Origin of the sequence: Bifidobacterium tibiigranuli, assembly GCF_022655035.1 — a bacterium.
GTDB lineage: Bacteria > Actinomycetota > Actinomycetes > Actinomycetales > Bifidobacteriaceae > Bifidobacterium > Bifidobacterium tibiigranuli_A.
This window is the reverse complement of record NZ_JALCUA010000001.1, coordinates 289,465-313,109: the sequence shown is the minus strand read 5'-3', so window position 1 is coordinate 313,109 and position 23,645 is coordinate 289,465. Positions and strand designations below refer to the sequence as shown.

Here is a 23,645-nt window from a genome sequence, read left to right as displayed (position 1 = left end):
TCGCAGATAGCGGATGATCTGGAAATAATAATACAAAGGAAAGATGGTGTGGTTATGTCGGATTTTACCGATGCCTCAACCCCTGATTCGAATAATGCTCCGCAACAGCCCGTGAACCCGTTCAGGCTCGTCGAAGAACAGCTCTCCAAGGAGGCGACCAACGCGGTGCGCGGTGTGTACGGCGTGGTCGGCGTTGCAGCGGTCATCCTCGGCGTGGCGCTGCTGTTCTGGCCGGTCAGAGTGCTGTCCGTAATGGCTGTCGTGCTGGGCATCTACTTCGTCGTATCGGGCGTCATCCGCATCGTCAGCGCAATCGTGGGGCTGGGCTTGCCCAGCGGCTGGCGCGTGCTGGATATTCTGGTCGGCTTGCTGCTGGCCGTTGGCGGCGTGGTCATCCTGAAGAACGCCGTGCTTTCAGGAGCGGCTGTGGCGGTGCTGGTGACGATGACCGTGGGACTGGGCTGGCTGATCGAGGGCATCATGGCCATCGCCGAATCCTGGCGGACGCCAGGCTCAGGCTGGGGCGTGCTGTATGCCGTGCTTTCGATCATCGCCGGTATCGTGGTGCTGGTCTCTCCTTTCAGCTCGACGGCTTTCCTCATGCTCTTCTCAGGCATCGCACTGGTTGTCATGGGCATTTCGGCGGTTATCCGCGCCTTCTCCTTCGGCAGGTCTGCGAAGGCCAAGAAGAACTGAGAACGAAACCGAGCCGCTCGGTGACGGTGCAGGAAGCCCGACTGTGGCACAGGAAGCCTGACGGCGTCGCAGGAAACGACGAGGTATTGTTGTTAGGCGTTGTTAGGCACGCGCAGTAGGGTGAAGGCATGATAGAGCTGAAAACACCTGCGGAAATCGAAGCGATGAAGCCTGCCGGCCGGTTTGTCGGCAGCATTCTCAAGGAATTGAAAGCCATGACGAAAGTCGGCACGAATCTCCTTGAGATTGATGAGCTCGTCGCCAAACGCATCGCCGACCGCAAGGGCGCCGAATCCTGCTACGTGGATTATGCGCCGGACTTCGGCACTGGTCCCTTCGCGCATTACATTTGCATTTCGGTGAATGATGCCGTGCTGCACGGGGTGCCGTACGATTACAACCTCAAGGACGGCGATCTGGTCTCGCTTGATCTCGCGATCAGCGTGGACGGCTGGGTCGGTGACTCGGCCATCAGCTTCGTGGTCGGCAGGGATGCGGATCCGGAGGATCTGCGGCTGATCAAGTGCACCGAGGACGCGCTCGTGGCTGGCATCGCGCAGGCGCAGCCGGGCAATCGGCTGGGAGACATCTCCAACGCGATCGGAGACGTCGCACGCTTGCAAGGCTACCCGATCAACCTCGATTTCGGCGGTCACGGCGTCGGTCATATCATGCATGGCGATCCGCATGTGGCCAACGACGGCAAGGCGCACCACGGGTACCGTCTGCGCTCGGGCTTGGTCATCGCCATCGAACCGTGGTTCCTCAAGACCACCAACGAGATCTATCAGGATCCGAAGGACGGCTGGACGCTGCGCTCGTCTGACGGCTCGCGCGGCGCGCACACCGAGCACACAATCGCCATAACCGACAACGGGCCGGTTATTCTCACCACGCGCGATTGATTGACTGAAGAATTGAATACCTTGAATAAAGGCTAGTCAGGCAGTTTCGAGACTGCTGTAGGCGGGTCGTCGCACATGTTGCGGCGGCCCGCCTACACGTTTTCGCGCAATTCCGCCAGTTCGCAGCCAATGACGGCTGATGATCCGTGACATTGTTTACCGAATTGCGCGTGTTGGTCTGATAGTATGACTTTCCCGGTACCCGTATGCGCGGGTCTCGCCATCCGACGGGCTGACGGTGTTGTGCCAGCTGCCGGGACACGCCAATTGCGCGCCCCATGTCGCTGCGAGCAGCCGGACTGATCCGAAAGGGGAGCGCCGATGGCCACAGCCGAGTTGGATATCGACACGAATAAATTCAAGCTGCCAGTAGTCAAGGCCACAGCCGGCCCGGATGGCATCGTGGTTTCCAGCCTGCGCAACGACGGCTGGGTGACGCTTGACCCTGGTTTCCTCACCACCGCGCAATGCGAATCGAAGATCACCTACATCGACGGCAACAATTCGGTGCTGCGCTATCGGGGATATCCGATCGAGCAGTTGTGCGATCAATCGGACTTCTTGGAGGTCGCATGGCTGCTGCGTTTCGGCGAGCTGCCGACGAAGGAGCAGTACGACAATTTCAGCTCTGACGTGAATCATCGCACGATGGTGGGGGAGGACTTCCGCACTTTCCTGGGATCCTTCCGGCGCGCCGCTCACCCGATGAGCGTGCTCGCCTCGGCGGTCAACGCGCTGGCGACCTTCTACCCGGATACCACGGATCCCAACGATTCCGACCAGCTGGACGAGGCTGCGACCATCATCATGGCCAAGGTGCGCACCATCGTGAGCTACATCTTCCGCCGCCGGCGCGATGAGCCGATGCTCTATCCGGATTACGCGCGAGGCTACGTCGACGACTTCCTGCGCATGTGCTTCGCTGTGCCTTACGAACCGTTCGAATCGGACCCGCTCTACGTGCACGCGCTGGGCCGGCTGCTTATCATCCACGCCGATCACGAGCAGAATTGCTCGACTTCGGTGGTCCGCATCGCGGGTAGCGCCCATGCCAATCTGTATTCCTCCATCGCCGCAGGCATCAACGCACTCTCCGGACCGCTGCATGGTGGGGCGAACGAGGCCGTGCTGCGCCAGCTCAAAGCCATTCGCGACAGCGGCCTGAGCGTCAAGGAATTCGTAGACAAGGCTAAAAGCGAGGGGCGGCGCATCTCCGGACTTGGGCACCGCGTCTACAAATCCTACGATCCCAGGGCTGCGATTGCACGGCAGTATCTTGAACAGCTGCTCGAACGCGAGGACACGCTCAAGCTCTCCCAGGAGGAGCGTGCGCTCTTCGACGTGGCAACCGAGCTTGAGCGTATTGCGCTCAGCGACGAGTACTTCGTCTCCCGGCATCTGTACCCGAACGTCGATTTCTACACGGGCCTGATCTACCGCGCCATCGGTTTCGATCCGGCCATGTTCACCACGCTGTTCGCCTTGGGCCGCATCCCCGGCTGGATCGCGCAATACCGCGAGATGCTCGCCGACCCCGACGCCAAAATCGGCCGCCCCCGCCAGGTCTATACCGGCGAAGCCAAACGTGACTACGTCCCGATGGAGGAGCGGTAGCTCCTTTACAGCGATATCTCATGCTTATTGGCACGAAGGGGTCGCTGAGCGCTGTGGCATGCTCCGATTGCCCTGCTCGGCTATAACTTCAACCGTCCGAATCTCGTTGGATTGCTGCTGATGGTGATTGGCTGCGTCGCCTATGGCGTGCTCGTCGGATGGCTCCGCATCCGCTCAGGCAATATCTGGCCCTCCGTTGTCGCCCACGGTGCGTTCAATGCGGCGGGCGTGGCGCTCCTGTTGTTTTCGGCCGCCGGTGCTCCTTCGGACCCAGCCGTAGTGGGTCTGCTCGGCTGGGTGGCGTGGGTCGTCATGGCCGCGATTGCTGTGGTTCTTGTGCTGACCCATCAGATTCCTGACCGAGAGCAGTGGAACTGATAACCAGTCACAGCAGTTCGTCGTGGCTTCCTGTGGCGACGAGCACCAACGTAAGCGTGTTGTTCTCGATGCGATACACGAGCAGCCAATCGCTGTCGATATGCAGTTCACGATATCCTTGAAGGTTTCCAGTGAGAGCATGATCGCGGTAATGGGTAATGAGCATGCTCCTGTCAGCCGACATAAGGTGCCGTATTGCCGCTTCCAAGAGGTCGAGGTTGTAATGCTTGCGTCGCAGCTTCTTCACCTGTCGCAGAAATAAACTCGATCGCTCAATGTGTTCAAGCACTGCGAAGCTCTTTCATAAGCTCATCAACGCTGTCGAATCGGCGTTTTGGCTCGCTGTCGGCTTCGAGCACGGCCTGTTCGAACTGAGTGAGCCCGGGATGGAACGGCAGCCGGTGTTCATGAACGGTTTGATGCAGAAACATGTTGACGGCGGTGCTCATGTCGAGCCCCATATCTTTGAAGATCTCCTGAGCCTGGCGTTTGGTGTCCGGATCAGTGCGGACGGCGATGGTTGCACTGGCCATAGGTATTCACCTTCTTTCAGCTATTCGTATGACGAATGTATTCATATTGTATAACAATGTGTTGGTGCTCAACAATTCGTTGAGCTCGCCGCCAATCTTCGATCGTACATTGCGCCTTATGACCGAGCAGAAGGTAAAGGTATTTGCCCAAACAATCATCGGATGAGATGCCTATGAAATCACATGATATTTCTAGCTGACGCATAGGGGTATATTCGGCATCGTAGATGCATGACGGCGCGGCGTACCAGGGAAGGGCGGCAACGATGAGCATCATGGGGTTGGCATATGTGTCATTCGCGTTATTCGTGATTCATGAGTTCGAAGAGATTGTCCGCTGCAGGCCTTGGATCGAGAGGCATGCCAGCGATAAACGGTATGCGCGGGACTATTGGATCAGGAACAGGGAATATTACCCTTCGACTCCTGCGCTGGCTGCCTGCATAGCGGAGGAAATCATGTTGTATGGTGTCGCGATGTTCTGCGCAGGCCTCGTATCCTTTGCGCCAGTGGTGTTTGCGGTGACATTTGCGAATTCGCTGCATCTGCTGGGACATCTTGGGTTCGCGCTGCGCTCGCGGTCATGGAATCCGGGGAGCGTCACCGCCACGGTCATGCTGCCCATTAATATCGGGGTGATGGTCGTTACGGCCCACGCTCTTGACGTGATTCCCGCCATCATCTGGACTGTTGTGGTAACGGCTGTCGCAGGCGCGAATCTGCAATTGCTGCACCGATACGCTGGGGCCACCGAACGCATCGTGCGCGGATAAGCGGCGGCGTAATGGGCTCAATGGACCACAGGTTGTGTCTATTATGCCGGCAGTCTTCCTGCAATGGCACGAAAAGGCCGCTGAGTACTGGTCAACGGCCTTTTCGTGCCATTAGTCTTTGGTAGCTGAATCTGGGCAGCCTAGTTCTTGTGCAGGGCGGCGTTGAGCTCGATGCCGGTTTTGCGCTGGCGGGCTTCGATGCCGCCGGTGATCGAATTGCGGATGAACAGCAGATTGTCCTTGCCGGACAAGTCCGCGCCCTTGACCACGTCGAAGGGTTCTCCCGCGGCCTTTTTGGCCTTGTCTACGACGGTGATCTTGGTGCCGGCGGTCACGTAGAGGCCGGCCTCCACCACGCAGTTGTCGCCCAGTGAGATGCCGATGCCGGCGTTCGCGCCGACCAAGCTATGCTCGCCGATCGAGTTACGCAGCTTGCCGCCGCCCGACAGCGTGCCCATCGTCGAGGCGCCGCCGCCGATGTCGGAGCCATCGCCCACGACGACGCCCTGCGAGATGCGACCCTCGACCATAGAGGTGCCCAGCGTGCCGGCGTTGTAGTTCACGAAGCCAGCGTGCATCACCGTGGTGCCTTCGGACAGGTAGGCGCCCAGCCGCACGCGGTCGGCGTCGCCGATGCGCACGCCGGTGGGCACGACGTAATCGACCATACGCGGGAACTTGTCGATCGAGAGCACGTTGACGGCTGCGTGCGGCACACCCGGGTTGGTGCGCATTGCCGCTGCTTCCACATCGAGCTTGCGCTGGGCAAAGTTTTCGACGGCGAAGGGGCCGTAATTCGTCCACACCACATTAGTGAGTTTGGCGAAGATGCCATCCAGATTCAGCGTGTTCGGTTTGGCCAGCCGCATGCTCAGCAGGTGCAGACGCAGGTAGGCGTCGGCTGCATCGACAATCTCGCCATCGAGCTGCGAAACCGTGAACACCGGGACGCGCCTCACGCCTCGTGCATCCGGCTCCTCATGCAATACGCCATCGAATCCGTGCTTCGGCCGCGCGGCTTCGCTCGGCGCGTCTTCCAAGTGCAGCTCGGGATACCAAGCGTCCAGGGTGGCCCCGGATTCGTCAATCGAGGCAAGTCCCCAGCCCCATGCAGTGCGTTCGTCGCTCATGTGTGCTCCTTTACATATGTGCATTTCGTTATACCGGTTCGGCGGTGCGTTCTGCCGTCCCATAATCACCACACACGATACAACGAAGCTTAGGCGAGCGTACGTTGCATGGCATGCTTATGGACTCCGTATTGGATAACGTACGCTGAATGCGAGTAAGCGTACGTTATCCAATACGGAGTCCATGAACGATTAGGAAAACGTACGATACCGAACATGCGCCTGCATCGATGAGAGTGTGCCGGTGAAGGCAGCAGGACGGCTACATCCACCAGTACCGGCCTGCCACGGCTTCGCCCACTCGGATTCTGCCGCTCGTACGCACGCATGAGTACAGTGAAGCCCTATGAGCAAGGAACGCGATGATCGGCTGCGGCGCGAGAACCGCCGGCGCGTGGTGACGCGCACGGTGTGCATCGTGCTGGCCGTAGCAATGCTGCTCGCGCTGGTGATTCCGGCGATTTACGCCGGGCTTTGACGCGGCTCTTTCGGCATGATTCCCGTTCATACGCCATGCACTGAATACGCTTGGGCAGGTTCGCGGCCCGATGCTGCATAGTGCGAGCAGGGCTTGCCGGACGGGCAGATCATGCGGGCCGGTTTGTGCAGGCCCTGTTGACGCGTGGTCGACGATGATATTTTCAAACAGTACGTATGTATGGTGGTAATGATGGCAGATTTTGATTTTTCCCAGGCGCTCGGCGAGGCGCGGACCAAGTACGAGTCCATCGCCAAGGCGCTGAATGTCGAACGGCTCAAGGCCGAGATCGAGGATCTCGAACGCCAGGCGTCCGCGCCCGGCTTGTGGGATGACCCTGAAAACGCGCAGAAGGTGACGAGCCGACTGTCGGCGGAGCAGTCGCAGGTCAAGAAGCTGGACAGCTTGGGGGAGCGTCTTGACGATGCTGAGACGCTGTTCGAGCTGGGCCAGGAGGAGGGCGATGACGATTCGCTCGCCGAAGCCCGCTTCGAAGTGGGCGCGATCCAGAAGGATCTCGACGAGATGGAGATCCAGACCCTGCTCGACGGCGAGTACGACGCCCGTTCGGCTGTCGTGACGATTCGCTCGGGCGCCGGCGGCGTCGATGCGGCCGACTTCGCGCAGATGCTGCTGCGTATGTACCTGCGCTGGGCCGAGCGCGACGGCTACAAGGCCAAGGTGATGGACACTTCCTACGCCGAAGAGGCCGGCATCAAGTCGGCCACCTTCCAGGTCAACGCGCCGTACGCCTACGGCCGGCTTTCGGTCGAGGGCGGCACGCACCGGCTGGTGCGCATCTCGCCCTTCGACAATCAGGGCCGGCGCCAGACCAGCTTCGCCGCTGTCGAAGTGGTGCCGCTGGTCGAGGAGACCGATCACATCGACATCCCGGATTCGGATATCCGCGTGGATACCTACTGCTCCTCGGGCCCCGGCGGCCAGGGCGTGAACACCACGTATTCCGCGGTGCGCATCACCCACTTGCCCACGAACACCGTGGTGACCATGCAGGACGAGCGCAGCCAGATTCAGAACCGCGCGGCCGCGATGGCCGTCCTGCAGTCGCGGCTGCTCGTGATGCGGCACGAGGCGGAAGCCAAGAAGAAGAAGGAGCTTGCCGGCGATATCAAGGCCAGCTGGGGCGACCAGATGCGCTCCTATGTGCTGCACCCGTATCAGATGGTCAAGGACCTGCGCACCGGCTACGAGACCTCGCAGACCCAGGCGGTCTTCGACGGCGATATCGACGGGTTCATCGACGCGGGCATTCGCTGGCGGCATGAGCAGCGCCGCGAGGCGGCCGAAGCCGAAGAGACTGCCGGGAAGTAAACCCTGAAAGCAGAGTGAATGGTAAGGATGGCATAGCATGGCACTTATTTCGCTGGACCACGTTTCCAAGGTCTATCCCAAAGGCACTCGACCTGCGCTCGACGACGTCACGGTGCATGTCGACCGCGGCGACTTCGTCTTTCTGGTGGGGGCTTCGGGCTCGGGCAAGACGACCCTGCTGAGCCTGCTGCTGCACGAGGAGGAGGCCACGGACGGGGAGATTCGCGTCGCCGGCAACGACCTGCGTCGGCTGGCCAACAGCCAGGTGCCGCAGTACCGCCGTTCGATAGGCTTCGTGTTCCAGGACTACAAGCTGCTCAACAACAAGACCGTCTGGCAGAACGTCGCCTTCGCGCTCGAAGTGATCGGCACCAGCCGTTCCACGATCAGCTCCTTGGTGCCGAAGGTGCTGGAAACCGTAGGGCTTGTGGGCAAGGAAAGCAACTACCCGCATGAGCTTTCCGGCGGCGAGGCGCAGCGCGTGGCCATCGCACGGGCCTATGTGAACCATCCGCAGATACTCCTGGCCGACGAGCCGACCGGCAATCTCGACCCCACGACCTCGCTGGGCATCATGGAGGTGCTTGAGGCGATCAACCGCACCGGGACCACGATTGTGATGGCGACGCATAACGAGGAGATCGTCAACTCGATGCGCAAGCGCGTCGTGGAGCTGCACAACGGCAAAATCGTGCGCGACCAGAAGCATGGCTCCTATGATTCCGCGCTGTTCTTCCCTGATTCCGAAACCGAGTCCAAATCCAAGGCGCAGCAGGTCGTCGCGACGTCGGCGCCGACGGTCACAGGCGTGGGTGCGATCGAGGCCGTGGAGGCAGCGAGCAATATGCCGGAGCACGACGCCAGCACCTTCCAGGCGATGAACGCCGTGGTCGAGGCGATGCATGACGACTCCGAGGACGACGGAGGCATCGCGCGGCTGGCGAAGTCGGTGCATTCCGGGCGGAAGGGCCGCTACGGCGAGACCTTCAAATCGGTCGAAACGACGATGACCTGGGGGCGTGGGCTGGACGTCGACGAAATCGCGGCCCAAGGTGATGTGGATGTACCGCCTGCGCAGGGGGATGATGCGCAGAACCAAATCGATGCGCATGTGCCGTCCGCGCAGGAGCATGATGCGCCGGAGAACGATACGCCGGAGCAAGGCGAGCAGCAGAGTCAAGGCGAGCAGCAGGGTGCAGATTCCATGCCGCCCGTTCCGCCGGCACCGCCTACGCCGCCGGCGCAGCAGACGCGCGATTCCGCGCAATCGGGAGATGCCGAATCCGCACAGGTCGACGGCGCAGACGCAGCGACCGATGACGGGGATGCGGCATCCGAGCATGCGGAGACAGAGAACGCAGTGTCTCAGAACGCAGTGTCTCAGAACGCAGTGTCTCAGAACGCAGTGTCGCAGAATACAGTGCCCCAGAATGCCGACGCCGCAGACGGCAGCGGGCAAGAGACCGAGACCATCCACCATGAGGAGCAGTAGACGATGAGGACGCGATTCATACTTTCCGAGACCTGGACGAGCCTGAAGCAGAACGTCTCGATGATTCTGTCGGTGATGCTCGTCACCTTCATCTCCTTCCTCTTCATCGGCGCCTCGGGCCTGATGCAGGCGCAGGTCACCAAGGCCAAAGGCGACTGGTACGACAAGGTCGAGATCGTGGTGTGGCTGTGCCCCGACGGCACCAGTCAGGCGGCCTCCTGCGCTTCCGGCAAGGCTCCGACGAATCAGGAGATCGTCGATCTCGAAAACGTCATCCACCAGGAGCTGGGCAGCGTGGTCTCGAAGATCACGTATCAGAGCCGTGCGGACTTCTACAAGAACGAATTTCTCAAGCAGCATCCCAACGGCGTATTCGAGGGGCGCACGCTGACCGCCGCGAATATGCAGGACACGCTGCGACTCAAGCTCTCCGACCCGACCAAGTATCAGGTCGTCTCCGAAGTGCTTTCCGGGCGCACCGGCGTCGAGGAGGTGGTCGACCAGCGGCAGATATTCGATCCGGTGTTCAATGTGCTCAACAAGGCGACCATCGTCACCGTGGTGCTGGCGGCCGTGATGGTGGTGGTCGCCATACTGCTCACCGGCACGACGATTCGCATGAGCGCGGCCTCGCGCAAGAACGAGACCGAGATCATGCGCCTGGTCGGGGCATCGAACTGGACGATTCGATTGCCGTTCATCTTGGAAGGCGTCATCGCCTCGTTCCTGGGGTCCCTGATGGCATGCGGCGCGCTGAGCGGCATCGTCAAGGTGTTCATCACCGACGGTTTGTCGCAGACGGTGCAGTGGATGCCGTATATCGATCAGCGAACCGTCTGGATCATAGCGCCGGTGCTCGTGCTTGGCGCGATGGCGTTGTCGGCGCTCGCCTCGGCCTTCTCGCTGCGCCGCTATCTCAAGGCGTGAGAGGCCCTGCAATGCTTGGGCACACGCGGAACCCTTGGCATGCTCAGAATCATTTACTACACTGGGCTACCTAACAACGCTGTGCAGCGTGATGACGCTATATAACTGAACCGCATAATAGCTGAACTGTTGTGCAACTGAACGGCACGATGATAAGTGAACTGTTGTACAACTGAACTGCATAGTGACATGCAACGATACTGTGGAATCCAAGCGCTAAGGAAGGCTTTACAAGAATGACGCACGCGAAACGCATTAACGCCGCTGTGGGGATTGCGCTGGCTGCGGCCAGCATATTTGCCGCCGGCACGATGGGCACGATGATAGCAGTGCCGCAGGCGCAGGCTGCGCCTGATTGGAATGCATATCAGAACAAGGTGCAGGATCAGGAGAATCTCAAGCAGCAGCTTGCCGGAGTGAACCAGAATCTGGCGGACCAGATTCTGTCATTGAACGATTTGACGGAGAATCAGATTCCACAGGCTCAGCAGGCTGCGGATTCCGCCCAGCAGCAGGCCGATCAGGCGCAGAGCCTTGCCCAGGCTACCAGCGAGCGGCTTGACGCGGCCAAAAAAGACCAAGGTGACCTCGAAGCGAAAATCAAGCAGACCGGTGCCGACTATGACGACGCCAAGGAAGCGGTCGCCCAGCTCGCCCGCGACAGCTTCCACGGTTCCAGCGCCTCCCAGGTGATGGACGTGGTCACCAAGTCCAAGACGACCGATCAGTTCGTCAATTCGATGCAGTCGGATGCGGCTATCACGCGCAGCGAGGCGAATGCTGCGGACAGTGCCGCCACGACGCTCAACACATCGAAGAACCGCAAGGAGCGCCTCAACGCGATTGCGCAGCAGATCTCCGATCTCAAGCAACAGGCCGACGCGCAGGCCGCATCCGCCCAGAGCGCCGCGCAAAGCGCCCAGGACAAGCAGACGCAGCTCCAGGCGCTGCGTGAGCAAGGCAATCAGGCCCGTGCCAGTCTGGAAGAGCAGAAGAGCGGACTGACCAGCAAGGCGGCTCAGGAGGCCGCCGACATCGTCACGCTCAAATCGCAGATCGACTCCTACAACGAGCAGATGGCCGCCCAGGCGGCAGCGGCCCCGGATCCGGGCAACGGCGGCCAGCAGCAGACCACGGGCGGCGGCAATGCCGGCGGCGGTTCGGGTGGCGGCGGCTACACGCCTGCACCAGCACCCATCCAGCCAGCTCCCGCGCCGGCCCCTGCCCCGAACAACGGTGGCGGCGGTGCCAACGGCATGAATTACGGCGTTCCTGGAAACTGCCCCTCGGGCTCCTCATTCTGCTACGGGCACTACACCGGCAATACGGCGGGCGGCAGCGCCTATCCTTCGCGCCAGTGCACGTTGTGGGCCTATCTGCGCCGCTCCGAACTGGGCTTGCCGGTCGGATCCTACATGGGCAACGGCGGCCAGTGGGCCGCTACGGCGCGCGGCATGGGCTACCTAGTGAACAACACGCCGCATGTCGGCGCTGCGATGGTATTCGCCCCGGGCCAGAGCGTCGGCGGCCACTGGACCGCCGACTGGCAGTATGGCCACGTCGCCGTCGTCGAGCGCGTCAACTCCGACGGTTCCGTGCTGATCTCCGAAGGCGGCACAGGCTTCGCGAGCTTCCCGGCGTATGAGACCATCAGCGACTCGTGGAACTATCAGTACGTGCACTACTAAAGTGCATTATTAAAGAGTTCACCCAGCACATATTCATATTCATAGCGCGGTCGTACCTCATGGTGCGGCCGCGCTATAAATAGATTGCGCTGATGAGTGTGCGCTGAGTGAATGACACTGATGAATGCACACTGCTTGATAGCATGTCATCGTGATGGCATGCACAAACTTGAGAGCATGCACAGAGAGGAGGGGATAGCGTGGCCAAGGAACAGGGAACGACGACGATCGCGCTCAACCGCAGGGCGCGGCACGACTATGAGATCGAGGATCGGTACGAAGCGGGCCTCGCGCTGACCGGCACTGAGGTCAAATCGCTGCGCGAAGGCAGGGCGTCGCTGGCCGAATCCTTCGTCTCGATCGACCGCCGTGGCGAGGTATGGCTGGAAAACGCCAACATCCCCGAATATCTCAACGGCACATGGAACAACCACGCCCCCAAGCGCAAGCGCAAGCTGCTGCTCCACGCCGCGCAGATCGCCAAGCTCACCCGTCAGACCGAGGCCAAGGGATACACCATCGTGCCGCTCAGCCTGTATTTCAAGGATGGTCGGGTCAAGGCGGAAATCGCCGTAGGACGCGGCAAACGCGAATACGACAAGCGCCAGGCGCTGCGCGAGGAACAAGACAAGCGCGAGGCACAGCGAGCCATGCGCTACAAGAACCTGCGCTCGCGTTCTTAGCGCAGAACGATGATGCGCTGAGGACGACTCAGCGATATGACGTCACAGTGGTGTGACGGCACAGCGATATGACGCCATGCTGTGGTCACATAGCGGTCAAACAGCGGCCTTATACACACGGCGGTCATAATAGTGCAGTATTTTGATGAACGCAGCATGAACGCAGCGTAATCCCAGCAACCACAGAGAAATCACAGAGAGAAGAATCAAAGCCATGTCCCACTATGCCAAAGGGCTCAAAGCCCTTGTCGCCGTCGCACTCGGCGCGGCCATGATCGTATCCGCCGCGGCCTGCGGCACCAACAATGGGGATGCAAGCGGTTCGTCGTCATCCACAGCCAGCAAAGGCTTTGACGTCAGCTCCATCAAGAAGGATGACGCCATAGCCGCCATCGCGCCTGCCTCGGTGACCAAGGACGGCACGCTTACCGTCGGCTCCGACATTTCGTATGCGCCGGCCGAACTCCTCGATACCGACGGCAAGACGGTTATCGGCTACGATGTCGACCTGTCCAAGGCCATTGCGGCCGTGCTCGGACTCAAGGAGAAGACCATCCCCTCCAGCTTCGATTCGATCATCCCCTCGGTCGGTTCCAAATACGACATCGGCATGTCCGCGTTCACGGTGACCAAGGAACGCCTCAAGTCGGTGGACTTCGTCAGCTACTTCAACGCCGGCTCCACGTACGTCGTGAAAAAGGGCAATCCCAAGAAGATCAACACTGCCGACCTGTGCGGCTCCAAATTCGCCGTGGGCACGGGAACCATCCAGGAGACCGCAGTAGGCGAGCTGAGCAAGCAGTGCGCGGCCGCAGGCAAGAAGCCCATGCAGACTCAGTCCTTCAAAGCGCAGAGCGATGCGACCACCGCCGTAGCCACCGGCAAGGCGGATATCTTCTATGCGGACAGTCCGGTCGCCGGATACGCCGTCAAGCTGACCAACGGCACGCTGCAGACCATCGGCAAGAATGTCGATGTCGCGCCCGAGGGCATCATCATCAAGAAGGGCGACGATGCCACCGCGCAGGCGGTGCAGAAGGCGCTGCAGAAGCTCATCGATGACGGCACGTATACGAAGATCCTCGATCACTGGGGCGTTACTTCCGGAGCCATCAGCAAGGCCGAGATCAACCCCGCAGTCTGACCGGCGAAACCGGGCTGCCGCCCGCATCCCTTCTCTTCTGTCAGCTGCCCTATGATGGGCATGTAACGCTTTCGTAGCAATGCGTGCCTAGTGTGTGAACGCAGAGCGGCGCAGGCCATGTGCCGAACGAGACAAGAGCAACACCAGAGAAAAAGGGATGTGGGTATGTCCAGCAAGATAATCACACGGATTTCGGCCGTCGCGCTCGGCGCAGCCATGATCGTATCGGCGGCCGCCTGCGGCACCAACAATGCAGGCTCCTCAAGCGGGTCGTCCTCATCCGCAGCAGCCAAGGGCGTTGATGTCAGCTCCGTCAAGAAGGATGACGCCATAGCCGCCATGCTGCCCTCCTCGGTGACCAAGGACGGCACGCTTACCATCGGCACTGATACATCCTATGCGCCGGCCGAATTCCTCGATGCCGACGGCAAGACGCCCATCGGATTCGATGTCGATCTGGGCCAGGCCATCGCGAACGTGTTCGGTCTCAAACGAGTCACCGTCAGCTCCACCTTCGATTCGATCATTCCTTCGGTCGGCTCCAAATACGATATCGGCATGTCCTCCTTCACCGTGACCAAGGAGCGCCTCGCAGCCGTCGACTTCGTCACCTACTTCAATGCCGGCTCCACCTTCGTCGTGCAGAAGGGCAATCCCAAGAAGATCGACACCGACAACCTGTGCGGCGCCAAGCTCGCCGTCCAGACGGGAACAACCCAGGAGTCCGCGGCGCACACGATCGATAAGCAGTGCACGGCTGCGGGCAAGAAGTCCATCCAGATTCAGTCCTTCAAGGCGCAGACCGATGTGACCACCGCCGTGGCCTCGGGCAAGTCGGATATCTTCTATGCTGATACCCCGGTCGCCGGCTACGCGATTGTGCAGACCAACAATACCCTGCAGACCATCGGCAAGGATGTCGATGTCACTCCTGAAGGCATCGTCGTCAAGAAGGGCGACACGGCCACCGCACAGGCGGTGCAGAAGGCCGTGCAGAAGCTCATCGACGACGGCACATACAAGAAGGTCCTCAGCCACTGGGGCGTTGCCTCCGGCGCCATCGACAAGGCCGAGATCAACCCCAGCGTCGAGTAGTCCCACCTGCCGCCAAGACGCGTGAAGGCCGGGTGGAACTGGTCGCGTGGCGGCGGGCGTCGGGAACCCCAGATCGGAAAGAGGATATTCATGTCGCAACACAGTAAATCCGATGCGGATAGCTACGAGGGTGCCAAGATATTGCCGGTAAGGCATACAGGAACCCTCGTGGCCAGCATCATCGTCGCCCTCCTGGCCTTGATGCTGATTCAGGGCATGGTCACCAACAAGAACATGGACTGGCCTATCGTCTGGAAGTACCTGTTCGACACGAACGTGCTCAACGGCATCGGCTGGACGCTGATCTTGACGGTGGCTTCGATGCTCATCGCCATCGTTCTGGCCGTGCTGCTCGCCGTTATGCGCAAATCCCTAAATCCGGTGCTACGTGGCGTGAGCTGGTTCTACATCTGGTTCTTCCGCGGCACGCCTGTATGGACCCAGCTGGTGTTCTGGGGACTGTTCGCCGTGCTGATTCCGCAGATTTCGCTGGGGATACCATTCACCAGCGTCAGCTTCTGGTCGATGGACTCCGATCACTTCACCCAGGCCATTCAGGCCGGGCTTCTGCCGGCCATCCTGGGCTTGGCGCTCAACGAAGCGGCGTATCTGGCCGAAATCGTGCGCGCCGGCCTTGAGGCGGTCGACCCCGGTCAGTCCGAGGCCGCGAAGGCTTTGGGCATGCGCAGCACGAAGATCATGCGCCGCATCATCCTGCCGCAGGCCATGCGCATCATCGTGCCGCCGACGGGCAATGAGGCGATCGGCATGCTCAAGACGACCTCGCTGGTCACCGCCGTGCCCTTCGGACTCGAACTGCAGTTCGCCACCAACGCCATCGCCAACCGCATCTACAAGCCGATTCCGCTGCTGATCGTGGCGTGCATCTGGTATCTGCTCATCACCTCGATTCTCATGGTCGGGCAGTCGTACTTGGAGCGTCACTTCGGCAAGGGCTTCGACCAGCGGCACGTGTGGCCGCAGAAGGATGCCGTGCCGCTGCCGGGCAAAACCGAAAGCGAAGTGAAGAACGATGTGAGCAAAGGCAACCAGGCCACCTTCGTGGGCCTGAACGCGTGAATGAGGCATGATGACAACCACAACGAATACATCATTTGACGACGCTCAGATCGATTCCTCTGATTTCAGCCAAGACGGGGAGGCTGAGTCTTCCAGGCCCGCCGTGCAGGCCGTCGGCGTGCAGAAGAGCTTCGGTTCCCTGCAAGTGCTCAAAGGCGTTGACATGACTGTTATGCCGGGCACGGTCACCGTGATTCTGGGGCCGTCCGGCTCCGGAAAATCGACCTTCCTGCGCTTGATCAACCAGCTGGAGACGATTTCGGCGGGCACCATCACCATCGATGGCGAGCTCATCGGCTTCCGCCCGGTCACCAAGCATGGCGAGCAATGCCTGCAGGCTTTGAACGAAAAGGAGATCGCCCGCCAGCGCGAGCGATTGGGCATGGTGTTCCAGCGCTTCAACCTTTTCCCGCACAAGACGGCCCTCGAGAACGTGATGGAAGCCCCCGTGCATGTCGCGAAGGAATCCCGGTCCAAGGCGCGCGAGGAAGCCATCGCGGAGCTGACCCGAGTCGGCCTGGCCGAACGACTGGACTACTATCCCTCGCAGCTTTCCGGCGGGCAGCAGCAGCGCGTCGCCATTGCCCGCGCGTTGGCGATGCACCCCGAGATTATGCTCTTCGACGAGCCGACCTCGGCGCTCGATCCTGAACTCGTCGGCGAAGTGCTGGGCGTTATGCGCTCGCTGGCCGATGGCGGCATGACGATGATCGTTGTCACGCACGAGATCGGCTTCGCCCGCGAGGTGGGCGACCAGATCGTCTTCATGGATGGCGGCGTGGTCGTGGAGAAGGGCGGTCCGGAGATCTTCGACAATCCCAAGGAGCCGCGCTTCAAGGACTTCCTCAACCACGTGCTGTAGTGGCTCGGATTTTTGAATGCTGGTAATAACGGCACGTACACGACTGTGAATATACGGACTGCGTGAATATTCATGCGAAGCGGGGTGTGTCTCCAAAAATTCCCATAGACTGGTGAACCATGTGTGGAATCGTTGGATATGCAGGAAATGTCACGACCGCCTGCGGCAAGCCTTTGGAAGTCTGCCTGCAGGGTCTGCGTCGTCTGGAATACCGCGGCTACGATTCCGCGGGCGTGGCGCTTACGGCACCCGGCATGGGTTCGGTCGCGGTGCGCAAGAAGGCCGGCCGGCTGGCCAATCTTGAGACGGATCTCGAGCGTCGCCCGATGCCGGATGCGACCGTGGCCATCGGGCACACGCGCTGGGCGACCAACGGCGAGCCGAGCGATGTCAACGCGCATCCGCATACCAGCGCCGACGGCCATATCGCGCTGATTCACAACGGCATCATCGAGAACGCCAACGAGCTGCGCTTCAACCTGCAGACCGAAGGCTACGCCTTCGTTTCCGGCACCGACACCGAGGTCGCTGCCAAGCTGCTGGGCAAAGTCGCCGCCACGGTCATCGAGGAGACCGGCAAGGCGGACCTGTTCGAATCGCTGCGTCGCGTCGCACGCATGCTCTCCGGTGCCTTTACTTTGCTGGCCGTCGATGACCGGCAGCCGGATATCGTCGTCGGCGCGCGGCACGACTCGCCGCTTGTGGTGGGACTGGGTGAGGGCGAGAACTTCCTGGGTTCCGACGTCGCTGCCTTCGTGGCCTACACCAAGCACGCCATGGAGCTGGGGCAGGACCAGGCCGTGTGCATCAGCGCCGATAGCGTCACCGTCACCGATTTCGAGGGCAACGTCGTCACGGATTCCAAGCGCTTCACCGTGGACTGGGATGCCAGCGCCGCCGAGAAGGGCGGCTGGCCGTCGTTCATGGACAAGGAGATTCATGAGGACCCCGAGGCCGTGGGCAATACGCTTATCGGCCGTTTCAACGCGGCCGGCGACATCGTGCTGGACGAGGTGCGCATCGCGCTTGAGGATTTCAAATCCATCGACAAGATCATCGTCGTCGCCTGCGGCACGGCGAGCTACGCCGGCATGGTCGCGAAATATGCGATCGAGCACTGGGTGCGCATCCCGGTCGAAATCGAACTGGCACACGAATTCCGCTATCGCGACCCGATTCTGACCCCGCGCACGCTTGTGGTCGCCATCTCGCAGTCCGGCGAGACGATGGACACGCTTATGGCCTTGCGGCACGCCCGCGAGCAGGGTTCGCGCGTGCTGGCGATCTGCAACACGCAAGGCTCCACGATTCCGCGCGAATCCGACGCTGTGCTCTACACGCATGCCGGGCCGGAGATTGCGGTCGCCTCCACTAAGGCCTTCGTGGCGCAGATCGTGGCCGCCTACATGCTTGGCCTGTATCTGGCGCAGATCAAGGGCACGATGTTTCCCGACGAGATTCGCGGCATCGTCGCGCAGCTCAAGGCCATGCCCGCCAAGATTCAATGGGTGCTCGACACGCAGGCCGAGACGGTCGACAAGGCCGCCAAGCGTATGCTCAACGCGCATTCCTTCCTGTTCCTGGGTCGGCATGTGGGATACCCGGTGGCGATGGAGGGCGCGCTCAAGCTCAAGGAGATCGCCTACACCTTCACCGAAGGCTTCGCGGCCGGCGAGCTCAAGCACGGGCCGATTGCATTGGTGGACGAAGGCGAGCCGGTCGTGGTGATCGTGCCTTCGGCGCGCGGCCGCAACACGCTGCACAACAAGGTCATCTCCGGCATCGAGGAGGTCAAGGCGCGTGGCGCATTTACCATCGTTGTGGCCGAGGAGGGCGACCCCGACGCCGAGCGCTACGCCGATGTGGTCTTCTGGCGGCCGGCTTGCCCGACGCTGCTCAGCCCGTTGGTCGATGTGGTCCCGCTGCAATTGTTCGCCATGGATATGGCCAATCTCAAGGGCTACGACGTCGACAAGCCGCGCAACCTCGCCAAGTCCGTGACTGTGGAATAAGCACGGCTCGATAAGTACTGTTGGAATAGTTATCTGATCTTATGCGCCAGCCTATGCGCCAACGCAGCCGCGCTTTTTTCGCTGCCCACATCATCGATATCGCCGTCATTCTGCTGGCGATATGCGCTGAGGTATTCGTGTTCAACATGCCGTTCTGGCGGATGATGACCAGCACGCCGACGCATATCGCGCAAGGGCAGGTGACGCTCGGTCCGGGGCTGAAAGCGCAGGGCCATGCCGCGGCGAAGGTCACTGATGCGAATCAGGCGTGGATTGAAATAACGAGCGACGCGCCGGTTGAGTACCTGCGGGTCAATCCGCCGGCGGGGCACATAGCAGGCGATGCCGAGTCGGGCGTCGCCGCAGCGGATAACACGACGGACGTCGTCACATGGACGATGGATGCGAAGCAGAAGGCCGCGGGCGGGCTGCGGAGCAATCCCGACAGCGTCAAGCAGTACTCGCCGTGGTATGAGGATTCGCAGTACATCCGCATCGGCGGGGGCATGAACACCATTCGCTTCCACTATCAGACGCATAACGGCGCTACCGTTGCGCTGAACTCTTTCACCGTCAATCCGCGCATGCCATTCAGCCTTGCCCCGGTGCGCGTGTGCCTTGAGCTGCTTGCGGCGCTGTTCCTCATCGCGTTCCGCCCCGGCTCGCGATTGTATCGATACCGTTTCTCGCTGCGGGACCGGCGCTGCGCGATGGGGCTGACGGCCGTGTTCCTGCTGCAGATTGCGATTGTCATAGTCATCTGGCTGCTGTTCGGCGGCAATCATGCCGTGCCGATGCTGCGCCCAGCGCCAGCGGGGGACTACTACGACCCGGGGCTTTACAACCAGATGGCCGATGCGCTGATTCACGGTCATGTATCGCTCGATTTCCCCGTCAACCCGGATCTGGCGGCTATGGCGAACCCGTACGACACACTTTCACGCCAGCAGATTGCTGCCCATACGCACTCGGGTGTCCCAATTCCTGTCGATGTCGCGTTCAAGAACGGGAAATACTACAGCTATTTCGGCGTGCTGCCGGCGCTGGTGTTGTTCGCACCCTACAAGCTGCTGACAGGCATGAATCTTGAACTGGGGGTGGCGGTGCTGGTGCTCGCGCTGCTTGTCGTGGCAAGCTCGATGCTGCTGTTGGTCCAACTCACGCGGCTCATCGCGCGCAGGATCGGCGCACCGAGCCTCGGCAGCGTGCTGCTCGTCGCCAGCACCATGATGCTCGGCTATCCGCTGTTCATCGACATGAAGAAGATCATCATCCACCAGCTGCCGCAGACGATGGGCATAACGCTCATCATGCTCGCCTTGTCATGCTGGATGGAGTCCACGATGCGCGGCCTGAGCAGGCGCTGGCTCGCTGCTGGGGCGCTATGCATGGGTCTGGTGGTCTCGTGCCGGCCGCAGATGGCCTTCGCGGCGATTATCGCGATTGCGCTGTTCTGGGGAGACATCGTGCGGCTGTGGCGAAACGGGCGCTCCTCCCGGCAAGCCATCAGAACGGAACTCGCGGTATGGGCTGCGGCCTTGCTGCCATTCATCGCAGCGGTGATTCCGGCGCTGCTGTACAACAAGGCGCGGTTCGGCAGTCTGCTCGATTTCGGCGCGAAATACAATCTCACCAATTTCGACATGGCACATCAGGCCTTCCCCTGGACGCATGTCTTCACTTATGTCTGGCTGTATCTTGCGCAGCCGCCGAATGTGCAGACCGAATTCCCCTTCATCGATCAGACGGTGCAGCCCATGCCGGTGTGGCTGCTGCCGCAGACCTTCAGCTACGGCGGGCTGTTCGTGGCGCTCGCCCCGTTCGCCTGCGTGCTGTTTGCTGCCATCGCATGGCGGGGGAGCCTGAAGCGGGCGCATATGAACGCGCTGTTCATGACGGTGCTGCTGTACGCGGTGGCCGTGCTCGTCGCCAATGCACATATCGCCGGATACGACGTGCGCTACACCCTGGACTTCGGCTGGGCCGTCATGCTGATGCTTGCGATGTATCTGCTCACCGCCGATGCCTGCCGGCCGCGCGAGCCGACAGGCATGGTGCGACCCGCGGATCGCGATCCGCAGGGATTCCTGATGCGCGGGATACCCGGAGCAGGCACGAGCGAGGTACGGATTTCGGAGGCAGGCGCAGCGCGGACCTTGCCACAAGCGCTTCCGGCGATGTCCGATATCTCGCGAATCATGACGGTTTTCGTCGTTATCGGGGCGTTGTGCGCTTACGCATTCCTGTTCTTCAGCCTATTCCGCACCGACCCGCCGGTTTTCAACGCATGGCTGTGGTGGGATGTGCGCTCATGGTTCCTGTTCATATAGTCAGATAGCGTCAGAGGGGAAAATCGGAGCGGAAGGGGCGAATCATGGTTCAGGGACACCGTTGGGTGGGCGACGAGCCGGAAATCCCTTTCGAATATGACATCGTGTACGAGGACAGCGGCATCATCGTCATCGACAAGCCGCATTTCCTCGCCACGACGCCGCGCGGCATGTGGTACCGGCAGACCGCGCTGATTCGCCTGCGCGAGCAATTCGGCGAGCCTGACATCACGCCGGCGCATCGCCTGGACCGCTCGACCGCCGGCATCGTCGTGTTCACGCGCAAGCCCCGGCTGCGCAAGACCTACCAGATGCTCTTCCAAAAGCATACGGTCATGAAAACCTACGAATGCCTAGCACCGAGCGCGCCGATTACTCGCCCGAGATTTGGCACCATCACGCGGCTTGACCCGCCCGCCGTGTTTCCGCTGCTGCGACGCTCGCGCATCGTCAAGCAGCGCGGCATCTTGCAGGCATACGAGGAACCCGGCGAGGTGAACGCCGAAACGGTGATTCGGCTGGCGGATGTGGGCGCGGACGTGGCTGCGGGCACGCCGCGAGCCTGGCCGCTGCGCTACCGCCGGTACATGCTCGAGCCAAGAACCGGCAAAACGCACCAGCTGCGGGTGCATATGAACGCGCTGGGCCTGCCGATAGCCGGCGACGAGCTCTACCCGAGCATCCAGAATCGCGCCTACGACGACTTCTCGCAGCCCCTGCAACTGGTCGCCAGATCGCTGGAATTCATCGACCCGATCACTGACGAGCCCCGTCGCTTCGTGTCGCGGGTGGGATTGGGATGGGGATGATGTGCACTACGCGCCTGAGCCGTTGCATAGTGCGCACGAAACGCACATGTCAGTCAGATTGCATTCCCGCGCGAAGCTTGCTGAGCAAAAGGTTGCGTGATAATCAGCTGAGACGGGCAATGTGCGTTTCGTGCGCACTATAGGAATCGGTGTGCGAGTAGTGCGCGGCCCACGCATGTTCTACGCCCAATGTCGTAGACTCGACGTCAGCGGTTGCGACGGCCGACATGAGTGAGATGCGCGACGACTAGCTGCGGCGGAAAGGATCGAGGCATGGGATTGAAGCGTGCAAAGCGTGCGTTGGCCTTGGGGCTTGCGGCGCTGATGCTGCTTGCCTCTGCGGCCTGCGGGCAGCAGGACACGCGCACCGTGGTCACGGTCTGGTCATGGGAGCCGAGCATGAAGGCGTTGGCTGCCGGGTTCGAGGCAGCGAATCCGGACATTCGCGTCGATATCAAGGGGACGAGCGGCTACGAGAACCTCAACACGGCGATTCAGGACGGCTATGGCATGCCCGACGTCGTGCAGCTCGAATACTTCGCGCTGCAGCAGTATGCGATCAGCGGGCAGTTGCGTGATCTCACCGACAGAACCTCGGCCTACGGCGGTGCCTACACGCCGGGCACCTGGGCTTCCGTGCGGCTCAATGGCCAGGTGTATGGGCTGCCGATGGATTCAGGGCCGATGGCGTTCTTCTACAACAAGGACGTCTTCGATCAGGCGGGTGTGGATGCCTCGAAGATCCATACGTGGAATGACTATTACGAGGCGGCCAAGAAGCTCAAATCGATAGGCGTGTACATCGCGGCCGACTCCGGCGACGCAAGCTTCTACGCCGCGATGATCTGGCTCGCCGGAGGCCGGCCATTCCACACTTCGGTCGACGGCAAGACGGTAACTGTCAATCTGGATGGCGACTCGGGCACGAAGACCTTCACTGCGTTTTGGCAGAAGATGATCGATGAAGGGCTTATCGACACTCATCTGCCCACGTGGTCCGACGGGTGGAAGCAGGCCTTGGGCTCCGGCGATGTGGCCTCGGTGTTTTCCGGGGCGTGGATGCCTTCGCTGATGCTCGCGGATGTGCCGGGGACTGCGGGGCTGTGGCGTGTGGCACCGATGCCCACCGCCGATGGAGCGTCCACGAATTCAGAAAATGGAGGTTCGGCGCTGGGCATTCTGCAATCCAGTCGCAGGCCGAATGCGGCCTTCCGCTTCGTCGAATACGTCTGCCACGAATCCGCCGGAATCCGCACGCGCGTGGACGGCGGCTCCTTCCCAGCCGACACGGCCTCGCTCAATGCTCCCGGATTCCTCTCGAAAACCACCATCAGGGATGCGCGCGGCATCGACGTACCGTACTTCGGCGGCCAGGAGTTCAATAAAGTGCTCTCCCAGGCTGCGGAAAACGTGTCGGTAGGCTACCAGTATCTGCCCTTCGAAGTGTATGCGCGCAGCGATTTCAACGATACTGTGGGCAAAGCGTACCGCTGGTCCACCGCCGAGCGGGATTTCGCGCGGACGCAGTCTCGTATCGATTCAGGGGCCCTCAACCCTGATGGCAGCCAGATCACGCTGCCCGAGCTGCCGGGGCCTCAGGTCTCGCTGGGCGACGGCATCGCCCTATGGCAGAAGGATCTCAAGGAGTACGGGGTCAATCAGGGCTTCACCATCAGATAAGTTG

General features: G+C 61.1%; 21 protein-coding genes and 1 pseudogene. 19 read left to right on the top strand and 3 right to left on the bottom strand.

Annotated elements, in window-relative coordinates; all coding sequences use genetic code 11:
• Positions 1-114: 114 nt before the first annotated feature.
• The 4 genes and pseudogenes from LKK40_RS01310 to LKK40_RS01295 form a co-directional block, all read left to right on the top strand.
• Positions 115-696 (top strand): annotated as a pseudogene (locus LKK40_RS01310) (HdeD family acid-resistance protein); the annotation flags it as partial.
• A 128-nt stretch (positions 697-824) separates the two neighbouring features.
• On the top strand, positions 825-1,601 hold the full coding sequence (gene map / locus LKK40_RS01305; protein ID WP_304308538.1) for a type I methionyl aminopeptidase: 777 nt from the start codon (positions 825-827) through the stop codon (positions 1,599-1,601).
• A gap of 321 nt (positions 1,602-1,922) precedes the next feature.
• A complete protein-coding gene (locus LKK40_RS01300; RefSeq protein ID WP_304308537.1) occupies positions 1,923-3,215 on the top strand; it encodes a citrate synthase in 1,293 nt (430 codons plus the stop codon).
• A gap of 51 nt (positions 3,216-3,266) precedes the next feature.
• On the top strand, positions 3,267-3,593 hold the full coding sequence (locus tag LKK40_RS01295; protein ID WP_304308937.1) for a CPBP family intramembrane glutamic endopeptidase: 327 nt from the start codon (positions 3,267-3,269) through the stop codon (positions 3,591-3,593).
• 7 nt (positions 3,594-3,600) lie between these two features.
• Here the strand turns inward: LKK40_RS01295 and LKK40_RS01290 are convergent, their stop codons facing one another.
• Both LKK40_RS01290 and LKK40_RS01285 read right to left on the bottom strand, forming a co-directional pair.
• Positions 3,601-3,882, bottom strand: coding sequence for a type II toxin-antitoxin system RelE/ParE family toxin (locus LKK40_RS01290; RefSeq protein WP_304308536.1), 282 nt, complete (start codon positions 3,880-3,882; stop codon positions 3,601-3,603).
• A complete protein-coding gene (locus tag LKK40_RS01285; RefSeq protein ID WP_304308534.1) occupies positions 3,875-4,126 on the bottom strand; it encodes a type II toxin-antitoxin system RelB/DinJ family antitoxin in 252 nt (83 codons plus the stop codon). Before LKK40_RS01285 ends, LKK40_RS01290 begins: the two co-directional genes overlap by 8 nt.
• Positions 4,127-4,353: 227 nt before the next feature.
• Here LKK40_RS01285 and LKK40_RS01280 point away from each other — a divergent pair, with 227 nt between their 5' ends.
• Positions 4,354-4,899 (top strand): HXXEE domain-containing protein, encoded by a 546-nt coding sequence (locus LKK40_RS01280; RefSeq protein ID WP_368491452.1) that lies wholly within the window; start codon positions 4,354-4,356, stop codon positions 4,897-4,899.
• A gap of 140 nt (positions 4,900-5,039) precedes the next feature.
• Here the strand turns inward: LKK40_RS01280 and dapD are convergent, their stop codons facing one another.
• A complete protein-coding gene (gene dapD / locus LKK40_RS01275; protein ID WP_304308529.1) occupies positions 5,040-6,029 on the bottom strand; it encodes a 2,3,4,5-tetrahydropyridine-2,6-dicarboxylate N-succinyltransferase in 990 nt (329 codons plus the stop codon).
• Between the two features lie 346 nt (positions 6,030-6,375).
• Here dapD and LKK40_RS01270 point away from each other — a divergent pair, with 346 nt between their 5' ends.
• The 14 genes from LKK40_RS01270 to LKK40_RS01205 all read left to right on the top strand — a co-directional run bounded on the left by LKK40_RS01270 (position 6,376) and on the right by LKK40_RS01205 (position 23,641).
• Positions 6,376-6,507, top strand: coding sequence for a hypothetical protein (locus tag LKK40_RS01270; RefSeq protein ID WP_272869822.1), 132 nt, complete (start codon positions 6,376-6,378; stop codon positions 6,505-6,507).
• 192 nt (positions 6,508-6,699) lie between these two features.
• Entirely contained in the window at positions 6,700-7,839 is a 1,140-nt protein-coding gene (gene prfB, locus LKK40_RS01265) for a peptide chain release factor 2 (protein WP_304308526.1), read from the top strand.
• Positions 7,840-7,876: 37 nt separating this feature from the next.
• Positions 7,877-9,331 (top strand): cell division ATP-binding protein FtsE, encoded by a 1,455-nt coding sequence (ftsE, locus tag LKK40_RS01260; RefSeq protein WP_304308524.1) that lies wholly within the window; start codon positions 7,877-7,879, stop codon positions 9,329-9,331.
• Between the two features lie 3 nt (positions 9,332-9,334).
• Entirely contained in the window at positions 9,335-10,258 is a 924-nt protein-coding gene (gene ftsX, locus LKK40_RS01255) for a permease-like cell division protein FtsX (RefSeq protein WP_273221834.1), read from the top strand.
• Positions 10,259-10,494: 236 nt separating this feature from the next.
• Complete coding sequence (locus tag LKK40_RS01250; RefSeq protein ID WP_152580973.1) at positions 10,495-11,946, top strand: CHAP domain-containing protein; 1,452 nt, start codon at positions 10,495-10,497, stop codon at positions 11,944-11,946.
• Positions 11,947-12,146: 200 nt separating this feature from the next.
• A complete protein-coding gene (smpB, locus tag LKK40_RS01245) occupies positions 12,147-12,629 on the top strand; it encodes an SsrA-binding protein SmpB (RefSeq protein ID WP_304308521.1) in 483 nt (160 codons plus the stop codon).
• Positions 12,630-12,843: 214 nt separating this feature from the next.
• Complete coding sequence (locus tag LKK40_RS01240) at positions 12,844-13,773, top strand: ABC transporter substrate-binding protein (RefSeq protein ID WP_304308520.1); 930 nt, start codon at positions 12,844-12,846, stop codon at positions 13,771-13,773.
• A 165-nt stretch (positions 13,774-13,938) separates the two neighbouring features.
• The gene (locus LKK40_RS01235) at positions 13,939-14,868 is read left to right on the top strand and encodes an ABC transporter substrate-binding protein (RefSeq protein WP_304308518.1); all 930 of its coding nucleotides are present in this window, start codon (positions 13,939-13,941) and stop codon (positions 14,866-14,868) included.
• Positions 14,869-14,958: 90 nt separating this feature from the next.
• Complete coding sequence (locus tag LKK40_RS01230; RefSeq protein ID WP_304308516.1) at positions 14,959-15,948, top strand: amino acid ABC transporter permease; 990 nt, start codon at positions 14,959-14,961, stop codon at positions 15,946-15,948.
• Positions 15,949-15,958: 10 nt separating this feature from the next.
• On the top strand, positions 15,959-16,810 hold the full coding sequence (locus tag LKK40_RS01225; RefSeq protein WP_304308935.1) for an amino acid ABC transporter ATP-binding protein: 852 nt from the start codon (positions 15,959-15,961) through the stop codon (positions 16,808-16,810).
• A 119-nt stretch (positions 16,811-16,929) separates the two neighbouring features.
• Complete coding sequence (glmS, locus tag LKK40_RS01220) at positions 16,930-18,822, top strand: glutamine--fructose-6-phosphate transaminase (isomerizing) (RefSeq protein ID WP_152580969.1); 1,893 nt, start codon at positions 16,930-16,932, stop codon at positions 18,820-18,822.
• 53 nt (positions 18,823-18,875) lie between these two features.
• Entirely contained in the window at positions 18,876-21,152 is a 2,277-nt protein-coding gene (locus LKK40_RS01215; RefSeq protein WP_304308514.1) for a hypothetical protein, read from the top strand.
• A 44-nt stretch (positions 21,153-21,196) separates the two neighbouring features.
• Positions 21,197-21,961 carry a pseudouridine synthase gene (locus LKK40_RS01210; RefSeq protein WP_304308512.1) on the top strand — a complete coding sequence of 255 codons (765 nt, stop codon included), beginning with the start codon at positions 21,197-21,199 and terminating at the stop codon, positions 21,959-21,961.
• Positions 21,962-22,234: 273 nt separating this feature from the next.
• On the top strand, positions 22,235-23,641 hold the full coding sequence (locus LKK40_RS01205; RefSeq protein WP_304308510.1) for an ABC transporter substrate-binding protein: 1,407 nt from the start codon (positions 22,235-22,237) through the stop codon (positions 23,639-23,641).
• Positions 23,642-23,645 lie beyond the last annotated feature (4 nt).